11 protein-coding genes are annotated in these 16,020 nt (G+C 60.1%); 6 read left to right on the top strand and 5 right to left on the bottom strand.

Annotation, left to right across the window (positions count from 1 at the left end; translation table 11 throughout):
• Positions 1-343: 343 nt before the first annotated feature.
• The 4 genes from WAW39_RS07505 to secG form a co-directional block, all read right to left on the bottom strand.
• Positions 344-586, bottom strand: a complete 243-nt coding sequence (locus tag WAW39_RS07505) for a hypothetical protein (protein WP_422317375.1) — start codon at positions 584-586, stop codon at positions 344-346.
• Positions 583-1,197 carry a hypothetical protein gene (locus WAW39_RS07500; protein WP_422317373.1) on the bottom strand — a complete coding sequence of 205 codons (615 nt, stop codon included), beginning with the start codon at positions 1,195-1,197 and terminating at the stop codon, positions 583-585. The genes WAW39_RS07505 and WAW39_RS07500 overlap by 4 nt, the downstream gene beginning before the upstream one ends.
• Before the next feature lie 197 nt (positions 1,198-1,394).
• Positions 1,395-6,224, bottom strand: a complete 4,830-nt coding sequence (locus WAW39_RS07495) for a PVC-type heme-binding CxxCH protein (protein ID WP_422317371.1) — start codon at positions 6,222-6,224, stop codon at positions 1,395-1,397.
• A 152-nt stretch (positions 6,225-6,376) separates the two neighbouring features.
• On the bottom strand, positions 6,377-6,916 hold the full coding sequence (secG, locus tag WAW39_RS07490) for a preprotein translocase subunit SecG (protein ID WP_422317369.1): 540 nt from the start codon (positions 6,914-6,916) through the stop codon (positions 6,377-6,379).
• Positions 6,917-7,074: 158 nt separating this feature from the next.
• Between secG and WAW39_RS07485 the strand changes: the two genes are divergently transcribed.
• The 4 genes from WAW39_RS07485 to WAW39_RS07470 are packed head-to-tail and all read left to right on the top strand — an operon-like array spanning position 7,075 to position 13,354.
• Positions 7,075-9,219: a VIT and vWA domain-containing protein gene (locus tag WAW39_RS07485; RefSeq protein ID WP_422317367.1), complete on the top strand. Its 2,145-nt coding sequence runs from the start codon at positions 7,075-7,077 to the stop codon at positions 9,217-9,219.
• Between the two features lie 35 nt (positions 9,220-9,254).
• Positions 9,255-10,418 (top strand): vWA domain-containing protein, encoded by a 1,164-nt coding sequence (locus tag WAW39_RS07480; RefSeq protein ID WP_422317365.1) that lies wholly within the window; start codon positions 9,255-9,257, stop codon positions 10,416-10,418.
• Between the two features lie 16 nt (positions 10,419-10,434).
• A complete protein-coding gene (locus WAW39_RS07475; protein ID WP_422317363.1) occupies positions 10,435-11,121 on the top strand; it encodes a response regulator transcription factor in 687 nt (228 codons plus the stop codon).
• A gap of 7 nt (positions 11,122-11,128) precedes the next feature.
• Positions 11,129-13,354 (top strand): sensor histidine kinase, encoded by a 2,226-nt coding sequence (locus WAW39_RS07470; RefSeq protein WP_422317361.1) that lies wholly within the window; start codon positions 11,129-11,131, stop codon positions 13,352-13,354.
• Here WAW39_RS07470 and WAW39_RS07465 read toward each other — a convergent pair whose 3' ends face one another.
• The gene (locus WAW39_RS07465) at positions 13,355-13,795 is read right to left on the bottom strand and encodes a 3-hydroxyacyl-ACP dehydratase FabZ family protein (protein ID WP_422317359.1); all 441 of its coding nucleotides are present in this window, start codon (positions 13,793-13,795) and stop codon (positions 13,355-13,357) included.
• Between the two features lie 83 nt (positions 13,796-13,878).
• On the opposite strand from WAW39_RS07465, the gene WAW39_RS07460 reads away from it, so the two are divergent.
• On the top strand, positions 13,879-14,619 hold the full coding sequence (locus WAW39_RS07460; protein WP_422317357.1) for a lysophospholipid acyltransferase family protein: 741 nt from the start codon (positions 13,879-13,881) through the stop codon (positions 14,617-14,619).
• 31 nt (positions 14,620-14,650) lie between these two features.
• Entirely contained in the window at positions 14,651-15,997 is a 1,347-nt protein-coding gene (locus tag WAW39_RS07455) for a sulfatase-like hydrolase/transferase (protein WP_422317355.1), read from the top strand.
• Positions 15,998-16,020 lie beyond the last annotated feature (23 nt).

Below are 16,020 nucleotides of genomic sequence, written 5' to 3'. Positions count from 1 at the left end.
GGAGAGGGGCGGCGGAGCGAGTATAAAACAAGTGTATAAAACCGCAAGGAGAACCGGCGCAACTCTCAAATATACAGGTAAAAAAGGGCTTAAAAGCTAATTTGTAATAGGACACTCCTGTCTGTCGATCAGCGCTCTCCAATCACCCCGGACCAACCACCAGGAATCGCGCTGCTTCAGCACAAATTCCCCATCGCATGCCAGGCTCGGAAGCGCATAGCGCTGGCATAACGGTAGCCGTGGGTGCCAACCCACGGAATCGCGCCGCCCATGCCTATGGGATCCAGTCGAACCGCGTAGCGGTGACACAAACCTCCGCTCCACCCATCGCATTCCCCCGTCCTCACCCACCCGCCCGCTTCACCGGCAGCCCCGTCACGCGCACCTCCAGCTCTCCATCCGAGACAAGACCGGCATGGTACTCCATGCCCGCCTCCGTCGTGCAAATCAGGCCATAGGCCTTCCGCCCCTTCATCGCACGCTTCGACTCGATCTCCTGCCACGCCCCACGAATGCCATCTGGAAAAGACCGCGCCTTCACCGTGATCAGCCGCAGCGGCACCTGCTGGATGACGGTGGATTTCATAGGGGTGTGCTGGCGGTATGGTATCGTTTCACCTTGGGCTCTTCCTGGCCTCGTCCACCGCTTTCAAGCCGCAGCGGCACCGGGCCGTCTTCTTTGACTTGAATCGTGGCATGCTCATGAATCACGCCATTGCCTTTGACGGTCATCTCCAGGACCACGGTGAAACCATCCTTCTCATCATGCGCACAAAAGGATTCCCACCAACGCACCTGATCATCACCATTAAACACCAGGAATGGACGGAAACCCATGCCTCCTCCGGGTGCCACGTCCTGGATGCCCAGCCAGACGCACACCAGTCCATCACCATCGGGGTTCCCACCTTCGTTCCAAAACACAAATCGCCGGATCTCTTTCCCACCCACGCGGGCCATCAGCTCTGTCTTGAAAACAGTGCTGCTGTTTTTGGCGAGCCACTTCAATCCAACAGGTTGCCCGGCATCATCATATTGAACCTCGGGGTAACGGTCTGTTTGATGCTGATCACTGGCAATCACATCACGGGTCAGAAAGACAACATCCGACCCCATGGTGACACACCTCCCGCCCACATCAGCCGCAGGAAGCATGTTGATCATCAGACCAAAAAGACACGGCAGGAGAAATTCCATGCGAGCATTTTAGACGGCAAACTCGTTTGATGGCAAGGCCATCTTGCCCCTCGCAGCGCCCAACTCGAAAAAGCGCGCCGCCCGCTCCGGCAATTGACAATTCTCAGTTTTCAGTTCTCAGTTTACAATACTCAGCACCTCGTCCTTCGAGGTGCTCAGCGCGAAGAATAAGTGCCATGCCCGTGCGCTCCCAGCCCCTACTTCCCGCTCGCCCACCTCACCGCATTCGCGAGGATCGTCTGGTAAGCCTTCAGATCATGCACCCGCGCATCATGCCCCAGCGCGATCCCAACAATCTTCGCCTTCGCATGCTCCGTGATCCACACGCTCGGATGCCCCGCCTTGTACTTGTCGCTCGGGCTCGTCTCAGCCAGCACCGTGATCTTCGCAGTGCCAGCAGGAATTTTCTCCGGCTCCGCATTCACATAGTACAGCTCATCCTCCACCGTGAAGCTCGCCGGCACCCCCGCCATGATCGGATGATCCGCCTTCACCGCCTTCACCTCAAACGGATGAATCCGGTCATGCCCCCGCGCACCACCACCGACGATCTGCGCATTCAGCTCAGGCCATCCGCCAAAGCCATACCACGTACCAGGATGCAGCATGATGATCCCCTTGCCTGCCGCCGCGAAATCAAACAGCGCCTTCCGATACACAGCCGTGTCAAAAAACTTCCGGTTCACACTGATCACCGCCACGTCAGCGTTCGCAAGCTCAGCCGCAGCCTGATCGCGGTCCTCCGTGTAATGCACCGTGAACCCGGCCGCCTTCAGCGTCGCCACATCCGTCTCGCCAAAGAACTTCGCGAAGTTGTGCGATGACCCGCCACCAATGACCAGCACCTTCGTCTTCCCAGCCTCCCAGTTCACCGGCATCGCACCCACCAGCGGCCCATCACCCTTGCCACCTTCTTTGGGCCCGCCTTCCGGCGTAGAACGAACGTCCACGTTCGTTTTGGGCTTGGGCGCCGCCGCCCCAAGTTTCGCAGGCTCCGCGCTCGCCGTGATCGCCACCGTGCAGGGCGTGACGATGCTGCCGCTCGTCTCCAGCGTGATCTTCTTCAGCGCGCCCTTCTTCTTCAAGTTGATCGCGAAATAACGCAGTTGTCCGCGCCGGGTGAAGTCGCCCGCATCATCACTCAGCGGCACTTCGGCCTTGCCGATGTAGTCGGCGAAGTGCTCTCCGTTTTTGAGCAAAATGCTTTCCTTGTCGCCGTCAGCGAATTCAACCTGCACCGTCATCGCGGGCTGCCCGAGAGCTTTGTCCCCGCCGAAGGGCCAGCCCCAGCCAGCGACCCCGCCAAGGAAGTGCAGGCTTGCGGCAGTCGCACTCGTGGCGATCTCAACCTTCTCAGGGAAGTTCTCAGCCACGGTCCCTTTGCCCCCCCCTTTGAGAGCGATCAGGCTCGCGCCCGTCTGCGATTTCTCGGGGTCCATCACGAAAAAGGGCACCCCCTTCACAGTGACATTGCCGAATTTGTGCAGCGTCACCGTCTGATCCTTCGCATCTTCCTTCGCGAAGATGCCCGCACGGCTGTCCGCGTTGTAGGCGGTGCGCAGATCAATAACCCGGAACTTCTGCTCACCTCCGCAGATAAAGGCCAGGATATCCCGCAACGTCTCAGCACCCAGCGCCTCCAGCCCTTCCGGCATCAGACTGCGGCGGGTGTTCTCCCGCGTGACAATGTCGTCCTTCTTGATTTCAAAATCACCCACCTGATTGCGCAGCGTCAGACTCGCCTGATTTTCCGTGATGATGACACCAGCCTGCGTCTCGCCCTTCTTCGTCGTGATGTTCCAGGCCCAGAAGCTCGGATCCACCTCACGGTTCGGATCCACAATGTGCACCAGCAGTTCCGCCGGACCATGCGCCCCCATGCCCGTGAGCTGCGGCCCCACATCACGCAGCCCCAAATCTCCCAGCTTGTGACAAACAGCACAGGCCGCAGCAAACATCGCCTTGCCCTTCACCGCATCGCCCGGCTTCTCAACTTCAGGCGTCAGCTGCGCCAGCAGCTCATTCTTTGCCTTCGCATTCGGGTTCAGCTTGTCGATCATCGCATTCGCCTGCTTCGCCACCTGTTTGTTCGGATGTGTCCGCAGCCGCGCAATATTCCCCGGCCCAATCTCCTTCGGATCAATCTTCCCATTCTGGATAGCAGCCAGTAGCGCCAGCGAAGCCTCAGGCCGTTTCAAGATCGCATCAAAAGCCTGCGTGCGCAGTTCAGCCTTCAGCCCGTTCAGGTTCCCCACCAGCTCCGTGACACTCCCCTTCTCATCCATCGCCGCAATGATCGCAGCCTGCAGAGCCACAGGCGAATCCGGACGCGCCAAAGCCCCCACCACCAGCGCACTCGCCTCACCACCGATGCCAATCAGCGACTTCGCAGCCGTGATGCGCTCACCCATAGCCGCAGCCTTGTCCTCCAGCTTCGCTGTCAGACTCGCAACCTGCGCCTTCACCTCCGCCGCCAGCACCCCCGCCTTGTCCCACTTCACCACCAGCGGCAACGCAGCCGCTGCAATTGCAGGCTGCGTGAGAAGCTTCTTCAAAGCAGCCGTCAGCTCCGGCGTGAGCGCAGGCCCATCATTCAACTGCTGGGTGATGCCCTGCAGGATGACAATTTTCAGCGCATCGGCTTTTGCGTCCACATTGGCACAGGCACTGATAAGTTTGTCAGCACCAGCTGGCAAAGCCGCTGGAAGCAATGCTGCCACGAAAGCTTCTGACCCACCATGGGCGAGCGCGGCTTCAATGCTTGGCTGCGCCTGATCAGCACAGGCGGCAATCAGCGCAGAACGGCTCCAGTCCTCCTTTGCAGCCGCGTAGTCCTTCAGAACCTGCTCGCGCCCCGCATCAGTCTGCACGGCTTTTTCAGCAGCTTCGTAGGCTTTGAGGGCATCGCTGCCCATGCTTGCATTGAGGTTTTCACCCTTCTTCGCCACCTTCGTCGCCTGCTTGTGCTGCACCTTCCAGATGCGGCCAAAATAATGGTCACGGTCAGGACGCACCGCCGCATTGGCCGGACCATGAATCGGCCCGCGCGTGTCATTATGAATCACCGCCTGATTATAAAAATCCACCACATACAGCGCCCCATCCGGCCCCACACGGTTCTCAATCGGACGGAACCACAAATCCTTGCTGCGAATAAACTCCGTCTTCTCACGCCCCGCTTCACGATGCGCCTTGTAGGTCACCCCGTCTTTCTCCACAAAGAAATGACTCACAATGTTCAGCGTCGGCTCGGTGGTGAAGTAGCTGTAGTTCCACTTCGCGGGCCACGCACCGCCTTCATAAATGGCGCAACCAGCAGCAGCCGTGTAGCTCCCCACCTGATCGATCTGCACATACGCCTGCTCCGGCCATGACATCAGCGGATACGTCGGCTCCTTCGGCAGCATCCCATTCGTGCCCATCACCCCCGGCAGCTTGCCCTTCGCCAGCACATACTCAGGCAGCACCACATGCAGGAAATGATTCCCGCTCGTCGGCTGCGTGAAAAACACCTGCCCGTCCGAAGTGATGTCCAGCCCCCAGGTATTCCCACCGCGCGAAGCATACTGCTCAAACGCGCTGCCATCCGGCTTGAACCTCACCACCCCACTCCCATCCGTCCCAAAATCCTGTTTGCCATCCGGCGATGTCACATGCCCGGAGCTGTACCCATGCGTGGCATACACCCACCCATCCAAACCCCAGCGCAGATTGTTGATCACCGCATGCGTGTCTCCCGTTCCCAGCCCCGTGTAAAGCTTCGTCCGCTTGTCAGCAGTCTCATCACCATCGGTGTCTTCAAGATACCAGATGTCCGGCGCAGCACAGGCAATAACACCCTTCTTGTAGAAGCAGAAGCTCGTCACGAGTTCCAGCTTGTCCGCAAACACATGCTTCTTGTCCATCACCCCGTCACCGTTTGTGTCAGACAAAATTGAAATCCGGTCGATCGGATCACGGTCATACTTGGTCGTCCATGAGCCGCTGTCCTTCCACTTCTCCACATTCAGCTCACGGCGCCCGTTCGGATACTCCGGCGTCTCACACACCCACAGCCGCCCCTTTTCGTCCCAGTCCACATTCATGACCTTGTTGATCAGCGGCTCGCTGGCCACCAGCGAGATGTCGAACTCCGGATGCACCTCCAGCTTCTCCGCCGCCTTTTCCGGCCGCGTAGGCCCACCCTCCACATACCGCAGATTGTCCCCCAGCTCCTCCGGCTTGCACAGCTCATCCACATTCTCCCTCTTCCCCGCCCAAGCGATCCCCCTCAGCAGCAGCGCCCGGAAATTCGGCCGGCTGAAGCTCGCATAATAGTGGCCCGGAATGCTGACAAAAGACCGGTAGTTGCCCTTCTCATAAGTCCAGACCTGCGGCTGAATGTCATAGATGCTGACCTCCTTGCCACCCTTCGTAATTTCAGCAGCGCGTTTGGCAGCCTTTTCATTCCGCACCCCCGCAGGTTTCGGAGTGTAAGCCCCGGCCAAAATGTGGCACTCCGGCAATACATCCATGTCGTAGTAAATTTCGTCATCCATTGCGAAATTCGACACATCTTTCGTGATTTTGTCCGACCTGTCGGTGAAATACAAATGCATCGGCCCCTCCCGCCATTTCGTCTGCCCATGGTGCCAGGAGCCGCCGATGATGCCCTTGAACCAGTCATGATCCTTGGAAACCGAGGCCGCGTGGATTGTCACAATGCCGCCTCCCCGCTGCAAATACTCCAGCAAATCCTTCCGCTCCTGCCCGATCTTGATGTCCCCTCCGCTGTCCAGATGCAGAATAAGGACATCCGTTGCATCCAGTTGCTCTTTGGTGGGAAATGCATCCCCCCCCGTCGCCTTCGCCCCCCGCTCATTCAGCAGCGGCACCCAGTCCCGCAGGAAGGAGGGATGATCATGCGCCCCCGGGCCGTGGGACTTCGGACCAGACCGAATGAAAACGCGCAGCGGCTCCGCCGCGAAGGACGAGTGCGGAACAACGCAAGACGCTGCAAGTGCGAGACAGAAAAGGAAACGTTTCATGGTTGGTTCGATGGTAGGCAGAACCAACGCATGATGTGAAGCCCGTTTTCGCACGGCACACTATCGGAAATGCACATGCCATCCGCGCCTGAAAAAACAAAGGGCACGACTCGCGTCGTGCCCTCGGTGTGAAATTCAAAGCAAACCGTCGCTTATTTCGGCTGTGCTGCGGGAGCAGGAGCAGGCGTCGGAGCTGCCGCAGGTGCAGGAGCCGTTGTTGGGGCTGGTGCAGCCGCCTTGGGTGCTTCAGGAGCCTTGGCCGGCTCTGTCTTGGCAGGAGCAGGCGCGTCTTTCTTCGCTTCAGCCTTCGGAGCCTCGGCTGCATCCTTTTTCACGGCTTCCTGGATTTTCTCCAGAATCTTGGCCTTGGCCTGCTCTTCAGCCGTAGGGGCGGCCGGGGCTGCGGCCTCGGGCTTGGCATCGCCAAAGAGAGACGGAGCCTTGCTGCCGGTCTGGTGACGGCTCACAAGCACGGCCAGGAGGATGGTCAGGGCAAAAAGAATGATGGCCAGATAGACCGTGAACTTCTGCAGCACGTTCGTCGTCTGTGCACCCCAGACCTGGCTGGCGGCAGCGTCGCCGAAGGAGGCACCGAGGCCTTCCTGACGGGGGCGCTGCATAAGCACGACGAGAATGAGCAGAAGGCAGACGATGACTTCCACTACGGTAAGAATTCCAATGAAGATGTCCATAAAAGGGGCGCGAATATGGGGGGACTTCCCGGCTTGGCAAGGGGGAGTTCCAGTTGAGCAGCCCGATTCACTCCCCTGTCCAGGGCCAGTCAGGGCGTTTTCCGCCCCTTTACAGTGCGTTTACAGACGACGCCCGCCGCCTAAACCACCATGGTGGCATGAAGACGATTCTTTATGCCTTTTTCCTCGCCACGCCCCTGATTGCGCAGGATTTCCGTGCGCGGGCCTGGATTTCCCCCAGTTCGCGCATCATTCACTCGCAGCCGGTCCAGGTGACCCAGGTGGACGCCCACATCGACATTGCAGATCAAATCGCCACGACCACGCTCGACATCGCCCTGCGCAATCCGACCGCCCGTCCGCAGGAGTCCGAACTGCTCGTCCCGGTGCCGAGCGGAGCGGTGCTGAAGGCCTTCGCCTTTGAGGGCGGCAATTCCGAGGGAACGGCCAAATTGCTGCCGCGTGAGGAAGCTCGACGCATCTACGACACTATCGTTGCACAGACGCGCGATCCGGCGCTGCTGGAGTTTGTCGGTAACGCGGTCGTGAAATCGAGCGTGTTCCCGGTCCCGGCCAATGGCACGCAGAAAGTGCGGGTAACCTATGAACAACTGCTCGAAGCCGATGGCGCGCGGCTCGACTACGTCCTGCCACGCTCGGAAGCGGTGGAATATGCGGTGCCCTGGAAGCTCTCCATGCGCGTCAAATCCACGTCACGCATCGCTTCGCTGTATTCTGCAAGCCACGAGATCACCGCCAAGCAGCCGGATGGCAACACCGCCACCCTTTCCTGCGAGACCAAGGACCCGGGTGCATTCCGTGTGTCGCTGCTGCGCGAAACGAAGGACGAAATGACCGCCTCGTTGCTGGCCTATCCAGATCCCAAGATCGGCGGCGGCTATTTCCTGGTGATGATTGCCCCGCCGAAGCCCAAAGCAGATGCGAAGCCCATCCTGCGGGAGGTCACCCTCGTCATCGACCGCAGCGGCAGCATGGCCGGACCCAAGCTCGATCAGGTGAAGGCGGCCGCCTTGCAGGTCATCGAAGGCCTGAACGACGGCGAGGGCTTCAACCTCATCGTTTACAATGAGGCAGTTGAGATGTTTGCCCCGCAGCCGGTGATCAAAAACGCCGAGACCACGAAGCAGGCCCGCGACTACATCAGCACCCTGCGTGTGAGCGGCGGCACGAACATCCATGACTCCGTCGTCGAGGCACTGCGCCAGAAGCCGCTCGAAGGCATGCTGCCCATCGTCCTTTTCCTAACCGACGGCCTGCCCACCATCGGCCAGACCTCGGAGAAGGCGATTCGGGAGGCCGTGGCCAAGGGCAATCCACACCAGCGCCGGGTGTTCACCTTCGGTGTCGGCGTGGATGTGAACACACCGCTGCTCTCCCGCATTGCCCGAGAAACCCGCGCCAGCGCCGAGTTTGTGCTGCCCAAGGAGGATGTTGAGGTCAAAGTCGGCCGTGTGTTTGAGCGCCTGCGCGGTCCGCTGCTCACAAAACCGGCCGTACGGGTGGAAAATCCGAATCGTGTCAGCGATCTCATACCCTCTCCCCTGCCCGATGTGTTTGAAGGTGAGCAGATTCTCTTGTCCGGCACCTACCGCGGTGAAGCCCCGCTGCATTTCCAGCTCACAGGAGCCGCCGCTGGGGGCGAACGGAAGTTCGATTTCACCTTCAACCTCGACAAGGCCAGCACCGCCAACGCCTTTGTGGCCCGCCTCTGGGCCAGCAACAAGATCGCCGTGCTCAGCGAAGCGATTCGTGATTTGGGTGCTGATGGCGCAACGGGAAGCACGACGGAGCTGGTGAATGAAATCGTGCGGCTTTCGACGCAGTTCGGCATTCTCACCGAATACACCGCCTTCCTGGCTGAAGAAGGCACTTCACTCGCCGCCGCACCTGCCAATGCCAGCAAGGCTGCCTACAATTACAATGACAAGGCGATGAAGATTCGCAGCGGAGCCGCCTCTGTCTCTCAGGAAGGCAATTTAAAGAAAGCCGTGGAATCCAAGCAGCTCAATGTCCGCAATCGCTTCCTCGATGACAAGATGCAGGCCATCGAGATCACCAGCGTGCAGCAATGCCAGGCCGGAGCCTTCTTTAACAAAGGCAACCGCTGGACCGATGCCAGCGCCGCCAAATCCGAACGCGCACCAGACCGCACCATTGAGATCGGCAGCGCAGATTTTGGCATCCTTGTCGATGAGCTCGCCGCCGACAACCGTCAGGGCCTGCTGGCCCTGCGTGGCGAACTGCTGCTGCAGCATCGCGGCCAGCTGGTCCTCGTCCGCTGAAAATTTTCCGTCAACCCACCCAATCAAACACATCCATGAAAACGCAATCCATACTCATCGCCACGGCCTTGTCCGCGTGCCTCGCCATCGCCAAAGATGCTCAACCGCCTGCCCCCGTGGCGGAGATCGCCAAGGTCGAAACAACCGCCGCTGACACCCCGCTGGTGCAGATCGCCGTGCTGCTGGACACCAGCGGCAGCATGAGCGGCCTCATTGAACAGGCCAAGACCCAGCTCTGGAAGCTTGTGAATGAATTCATCACGGCGAAACAAGATGGCAAAACGCCGGTCGTACAGGTGGCTCTGTATGAGTATGGCAAGTCCTCGCTGCGGGCCGATGAGAACTGGATCCGCCAGATCCAGCCCCTCACGCGTGATCTCGACAAAGTGTCCGAAGAACTTTTCGCCCTGACGACTAATGGAGGTGAAGAATACTGCGGCGCGGTGATTCAGCGTGCAACACAAGACCTCGCCTGGGATGCGAATCCCAAAGTGTACAAAGCGATCTTCATCGCCGGCAACGAACCCTTCACCCAGGGGCCCATCGATTCCAAAAAAAGCTGCCAGAACGCCATCGCGAAGGGCATCATCGTGAACACGATCCATTGCGGCAGCGAGGCGCAGGGCATTGCAGAGCACTGGAATCAGGGAGCCCTGCTCGCAGACGGCAAATACCTCGTGATCGATCAGAACCAGGCCATCGTTCACATCGAAGCACCGCAGGACAAGGAGATCGTGAAGCTCAATGAGCAGCTCAACAGCACCTACATCAACTACGGCAGCGCCGCCCCGGCCGCGAAGGCCCGGCAGATTGCCCAGGACAGCAACGCCGCCGCCAACGCCCAGTCCGGCGCGGAGGTGCAACGCGTCATCACCAAGGTTGGCAAAAGCTACTTCAACATCAGCTGGGATTTGGTGGACGCCTGCCAGCAAAAGGACTTCGACATCACCAAGGTCAAGGAAGCCGACCTCCCCGAGGAGATGAAGAAAATGACCGTCGAGGAGCGCAAAGCCTACCTTGACAAGAAAATCGCCGAACGGGCGGAGATCCAGAAGCAGGTGCTGGCCTTGAACAAGGAACGCGAGGCCTATGTTGCAACAAAGCGCAAGGAGTCGAACAAGAACGACACGCTGGACACTGCGATGACCAAGGCCCTGCGATCCCAGGCGGAGAAAAAAGGCATCGCGTGGGAGAAATGAACCTTTAAACTTCGCCATGCCCGCCACCATCCTTGTTGTTGAAGACGACGCCGCGATCCGTCGCGGTGTCCTGGATGCGCTCAAGTTCGCCGGTCATACGACACTGGAGGCAAGCGATGGTGAGAAGGGCATGAAGCTGGCCCTGAGTTCGACCTTCGACCTCATGCTGCTGGATCTGGTGCTGCCCCATGCGAGCGGCTTTGACATCCTGAAAGCCCTGCGCCGCGAACGGCCCGGTACCCCGGTGATCATCCTCTCTGCCCGTGGTGAAGAAAATGACCGCGTGCGCGGCCTGCGGCTGGGCGCGGATGATTACGTGGTGAAGCCGTTCAGCGTGCGGGAACTGCTCGCCCGCGTGGAGGCGGTGCTGCGCCGTGCTCCCGAACGCCAGCCCGTGAGTGAAACGCTCACTCTCACCGCAGCGACGGTCGATTTCGGGCAGAGCGTGGCCCGTTTTGAGAATGGTGAGAGCGCGGAGCTTTCCGAGCGTGAGCGCGATGTGCTGCGCTACCTTGCGCTGAATCGTGGAAGGCCCGTTTCACGGGAGGAGCTGCTGCAACGCGTCTGGCACATCGAGAACCAGCAGACGGAAACACGTACGGTGGACATGCACATTGCAAATCTGCGCCACAAACTGCGAGATGATGCAGAGGCGCCGCGTGTAATCGTCACCATACGCGGGAAAGGCTACCAACTCACCTGATTCCCCCATGCGCAAACCGCTGCACATCTGGATCACCTTCATCGCCTGTCTCGGGCTGCTGCTCGCGGCGATGGCGTGGGTGAGCTGGCACACGCTGGCGCTGGAGCGTGAGCGTGAAACGGCGGCACGTGAGGCAGACCAGCAGGAGCGCGTTCGGCTGGCGCTGTGGCGGCTCGATTTCCAGGCAAGCGCGCTCATGATCCGCGAAAATGCACGGCCGCCCTATGATTTCCGTCCGTTTCATTCGCCGGAAGGCCTGATCAACAAAGCGTACGACAATGTGGCGAAGGGCGAGGTGCTGGTGCCATCGCCGCTTCTCGCCGAGGTGCCGGAGCATGTGCTGCTGTATTTTCAGATGGACACGCGCGGTCAGGTTTTGTCCCCGCAGGTGCCGCAAAACAACGAGCGCACCCTGGCGCTGGCGCAGTTCATCAATGCGGATGACCTGACTCGCAGCGAGCAACGTTTGAGCGGATTGCGTGAACTGCTCGCCAAGCCGGTGCAGGTGATCACGCCGCCGCAACAACGCGAGTCCTCGGCCTGGAACAACGGACGCGCTGCCCCCATGGCCCCTGCCGCAGCAACCCCGCTCAATCGCCAGCTGCTTGCCGAAATGGCCTGCGTGGCCCGCTTTGACATCGATGATTCCAAGGCGGCTGAAGCCAATGATGCCAATCTTCCACGCAATCCGGCCTGGAACACCCAGCAGGGCCAGGTGGCGTCCCAGCAGTTGATGCTGAACAGCACGGAGAACTACTCGCGTAATCGTGCAGTCAACCTGCAGGCCGAGGAGGCGATCAAGCAGCAGCCGCAGATCAAGATGAAGCAAGGTACCGGCACCCTCGTTCTTAACAACGAAAAGGCGGCCGAGCCCAAGCCTGCAGCAGCGAAGGCTTTGAAAAAAGAATCCGCGAAACCGTCGATCAGCAGCAATGGATCCAGCTTCGCTGCTTCGTCAGATGCGGCTGCAAAGTCGATGGATGCCAAGCAAATGGCGGCTCGGCAGCAACCCCAGGATCTGGCCCCTGCGGCGGCTCCAGCACCGATGCCGTTGGAGCCGAAAGCGGATGGTGCGGCCCGGGCATTGGGCAAAGAGTCCCCCGCTGCTCCAGCCGTTCCTTCCGCTGTGCAGCCTCCACTCAAAAACATCGCGACCGCGAACAGTTCGCGGCCTTTTCAGGGCGTGTGGATCGGCAGCAACCTCATGCTGACCCGCGAAGCCTTCGTGGATGGTGTGCGCATGGTGCAGGGCGTGTGGCTGGACTGGCCTGCTCTGCGCGAATCTCTGCTGCGGGAGATCACCGATCTGTTTCCGGATGCGAAGCTGAAGCCAGCGGCGAACGCCACCGCAGGAACACGCCCGAATGACGATCCGCTGCGCTTTGCGGCGCTGCCGGTGCGACTGGTGCCAGGAGCCATCCAGCTGCCGCCGCTGCCGTTCTGGACTCCGCTGCGCAGGTCTCTAGGCATCGCCCTTGCATGTGTCCTGCTGGCGGCCGCGGCGGTGGGGCTGGTGCTCTTCGGCACGGTGGCGCTGAGCGAGCGCCGCGCGGACTTCGTTTCCGCCGTGACGCATGAGCTGCGCACGCCGCTGACGACTTTTCGCCTCTACTCCGAGATGCTGGCAGACGGCATGGTGACCGATGAGGCGCAGCGGAAGACCTATCTGGACACCTTGACCGGAGAAGCGAGCCGGCTGAGCCATCTCGTCGAAAACGTGCTCGCCTATGCCCGGCTTGAGCGTGGCAGTGCGAAGGCGCGAGCCGAAAACATCACGATCGGCGAGCTGCTGGACCGCATCCTGCCGCGGCTGCAGCAGCGTGCCGATGACTGCGGCATGACGGTGCAGGTGCAAGCCACGGAAACGGACCGCAAAACCGAGCTGCACGTGGACGCGGCGGCGGTGGAGCAGATCCTTTTCAACCTCGTGGACAACGCCTGCAAATACGCCGCCCCACGAGCGGCGCATCCGGTGATCCACGTGGAGGCGGACACGAGCGGCAAGTTTGCCATGCTGCGCGTGCGTGACCACGGCGGCGGCATCTCCCGCAGCGAGCAGCGGCGGATTTTCCACCCCTTTCACAAAAGCGCCGATCAGGCGGCGCATTCGGCCCCCGGGGTCGGGCTGGGACTCGCCCTGTGCCGCAGACTGGCCACCGCGCTGGGGGGAGCGATCACGCTGGATGCTAGCCACAAGGACGGCGCGTGTTTCATGCTGCGCCTGCCGAAGTAGTCAGCGCTCTCCTGCCAAGGTGACAGACCCCGTGAGGATGACATTGCCCGCATCATCACGGATTTCGCCACTGACCTGCCCGAGATTGTCCAGCATGCCCTGCAACGCGCCACTGAGGTGGAGTGACTGCCCGGGTGTGATACTGCCGAGAATTTTGATCTGGCGCACTGCGGTGAGGCGCATGTTTTTGAGCGGGGCTTCGCCCGGCCGGGTTTGAATGAGAATGCCACCCAACTGGGCCAGGGCCTCGATCATCAACACGCCGGGCATGAGCGGGGATCCGGGAAAATGGCCGCGGAGAAACTCCTCATCCCCCTTGAGCTTCCACACCGCTGTGGCGGAGGTGCCGGGAATCAGCTCTACAAGCTCGTCAATAAAACGAAACTCAGAACCGTGCGGAAGGGAGGAAAGCGCTTGAATTAGGTCGGCAGAAGATGGCATGCTGCGGTCTTATTCACGATTCACTCACAGAGCAAACAACAAGATGCGCGTCTGCGCCGACGTTCTGCCGTGTGCTCATCCATGTGTGGCACGTCGTTGTGCTGCTGCTGAGCATGATCTACTGGGCCATCGGGGGCTTGTTGTTTGTGCTGGCCGGTGCTGTTCTGGTGCCGGTTCTTCCCGTGGAAAAATCCCGCTCTCTGGGCCAGTGGCTGCTGAGCGTGGCCTTCCGCCTCTTCCTCACATTCCTGCGCGTGTGCGGTGTGTATGAGTGCGAATACATCGGTTTCGATGCGCTGAAGGATGTCAAAGGGGGGCTTATCATCGCGCCCAATCACCCGGCGCTTTGGGATGCGGTCTTCATTCTGTCCAAAATCCACGGGCTGCGCTGCATTTTGAAGGCGTCGTTGATGCACAATCCGTTTCTACGTGGCGCAGCCAAGCTGGCGGGCTTTATCCCCAACAAGCCCGCGCATAAAATGCTGCAGAATTCCATCGAAGCGCTGCGCCAGGGAGACCGGCTTTTGTTTTTCCCAGAAGGAACACGCACGCGGAAGCTGGAAAACTGCATCAACACGCTTCAGGGCGGTCTGGGCATCATCGCTACGCAATCGAGCGCTCCGGTATGGCCGGTGTTCATCGAAACCAACAGCGACTACCTCTCCAAGGGCTGGCCGCTGTGGCATCTGCCAGATAAAAAGATCCGCATGCGTATCACGCTGGGTGAACCGCTGGCCAGTCCGCCGGATGAGAGTGCTGCGGCATTCACCAAGCGTCTGCACGAAGTGTTTCTGGCAGCGCTGGGCAACCGGCCGAAAGCTTGATGGGCGGGATGATTTGCAGCGTTATTCTTGAATGCGCACGCTGCTTCTTTTCTTCATAGTCGGCATCAGCCTCCACGCTGCGCCGAACATTCTCCTCATCGTCGCTGATGATCAGCGGCCGGACACGATTCATGCGCTGGGGAATGCCGTGATCGACACACCGAATCTGGACCGCCTCGTCGCCCGCGGCACTTCATTCTCCCGTGCCTATGCGGGCTACCCCATCTGCCATGTGAGCCGTGCGCAGATCCTCACGGGCAACCCCGCTTTCAAAGCGCTGCCGAAGTATCCTGGCGGTGCGATTGATCCCCGCCTGGCCACGCTCGGCGGGACGCTGCAAAAAGCGGGCTATCACACCTGCTACACGGGAAAATGGCACAACGATGGCCACCCAACGCAGCGCGGCTACAGCACCACCAACGGACTTTATTCCAGCGGCGGCGGGAAGGGTGTCACGCAACCGGACATGGATGATCGTGGTCGGCCGCTCACGGGGTATCGCGGCTGGACCTTCAAGGATGAAAACAACCAGGCAGAACTCGGCAAAGGCGTGGGACTCCAGTCCGACAACAGCCGGCACATCGCTGATGGGGCGATTCATGGGATTCAAACGGCCCCGAAGGACAAGCCGCTTTTCCTGCATGTGAATTTTGCTTTTCCTCACGACCCACGCCAGTGGCCGGCGGGCATGAAAGGCCGCTACGCTGCCGCGAAAATGCCGCTGCCTGCCAACTTTGCGCCGAAGCATCCGTTTGACCATGGCAACATCGACGGACGCGATGAACTGCTGCTGAAGACGCCGCGCATCGAAAGCGAGGTGCGCGAGGAACTGGCCATCTACCATGCCATGATCACGGATCTGGATGCGCTGCCAGCGCCTGATGAAACGATCATTATTTTCACCAGCGACCAGGGCCTTGCGCTGGGCAGCCATGGGCTGCTGGGCAAACAGAACGAATATGAGCACAGCATCCGCAGCCCGCTGATCATCTGCGGTCCTGGGCTGCCGAAGAATGAGCGCAGTGCTGCACTGGTGAACCTGAACGATCTTTTCCCCACGCTGTGTGATCTCGTGGGCACCGCAGTTCCTGGCACTGTGCAGTCAAAGAGTCTGGCACCGTTGCTGCGGCATCAAGCCGAGCGCGCGCATGATTTTGTCACCGGTGTTTTTACGGATACCCAGCGCATGATCTGCGATGAGCGCTGGAAGTTTGTGATTTACCCGAAGGTGGGGCGGGAGCAGCTCTTTGATTTGAAGAGTGATCCGGACGAGATGCATGATCTGAGCGGAGATCCGGTGCATCGCGCAAAGAAAGAGGGACTCGCCGCGAAGCTGCAAACCTGGCGGCAGCAGAACGGTGACCCAAACCTTGAGTGAAATGGCTGCGCCTTTTTGGCCGT

Source organism: Prosthecobacter sp. (assembly GCF_049294395.1).
Classification (GTDB): Bacteria; Verrucomicrobiota; Verrucomicrobiia; order Verrucomicrobiales; family Verrucomicrobiaceae; genus Prosthecobacter.
This window is presented reverse-complemented; position numbering and strand designations above follow the sequence as displayed.

What these genes read in the sequence shown, in the direction of transcription:
- WAW39_RS07475 (WP_422317363.1), top strand. Translation starts at nt 10,435, where the DNA reads ATGCCCGCCACCATCCTTGTTGTTGAAGACGACGCCGCGATCCGTCGC.
- WAW39_RS07470 (WP_422317361.1), top strand. Translation starts at nt 11,129, where the DNA reads ATGCGCAAACCGCTGCACATCTGGATCACCTTCATCGCCTGTCTCGGG.
- WAW39_RS07495 (WP_422317371.1), bottom strand. Translation starts at nt 6,224, where the DNA reads ATGAAACGTTTCCTTTTCTGTCTCGCACTTGCAGCGTCTTGCGTTGTT.
- secG (WP_422317369.1), bottom strand. Translation starts at nt 6,916, where the DNA reads ATGGACATCTTCATTGGAATTCTTACCGTAGTGGAAGTCATCGTCTGC.
- WAW39_RS07500 (WP_422317373.1), bottom strand. Translation starts at nt 1,197, where the DNA reads ATGGAATTTCTCCTGCCGTGTCTTTTTGGTCTGATGATCAACATGCTT.
- WAW39_RS07485 (WP_422317367.1), top strand. Translation starts at nt 7,075, where the DNA reads ATGAAGACGATTCTTTATGCCTTTTTCCTCGCCACGCCCCTGATTGCG.
- WAW39_RS07465 (WP_422317359.1), bottom strand. Translation starts at nt 13,795, where the DNA reads ATGCCATCTTCTGCCGACCTAATTCAAGCGCTTTCCTCCCTTCCGCAC.
- WAW39_RS07455 (WP_422317355.1), top strand. Translation starts at nt 14,651, where the DNA reads ATGCGCACGCTGCTTCTTTTCTTCATAGTCGGCATCAGCCTCCACGCT.
- WAW39_RS07505 (WP_422317375.1), bottom strand. Translation starts at nt 586, where the DNA reads ATGAAATCCACCGTCATCCAGCAGGTGCCGCTGCGGCTGATCACGGTG.
- WAW39_RS07480 (WP_422317365.1), top strand. Translation starts at nt 9,255, where the DNA reads ATGAAAACGCAATCCATACTCATCGCCACGGCCTTGTCCGCGTGCCTC.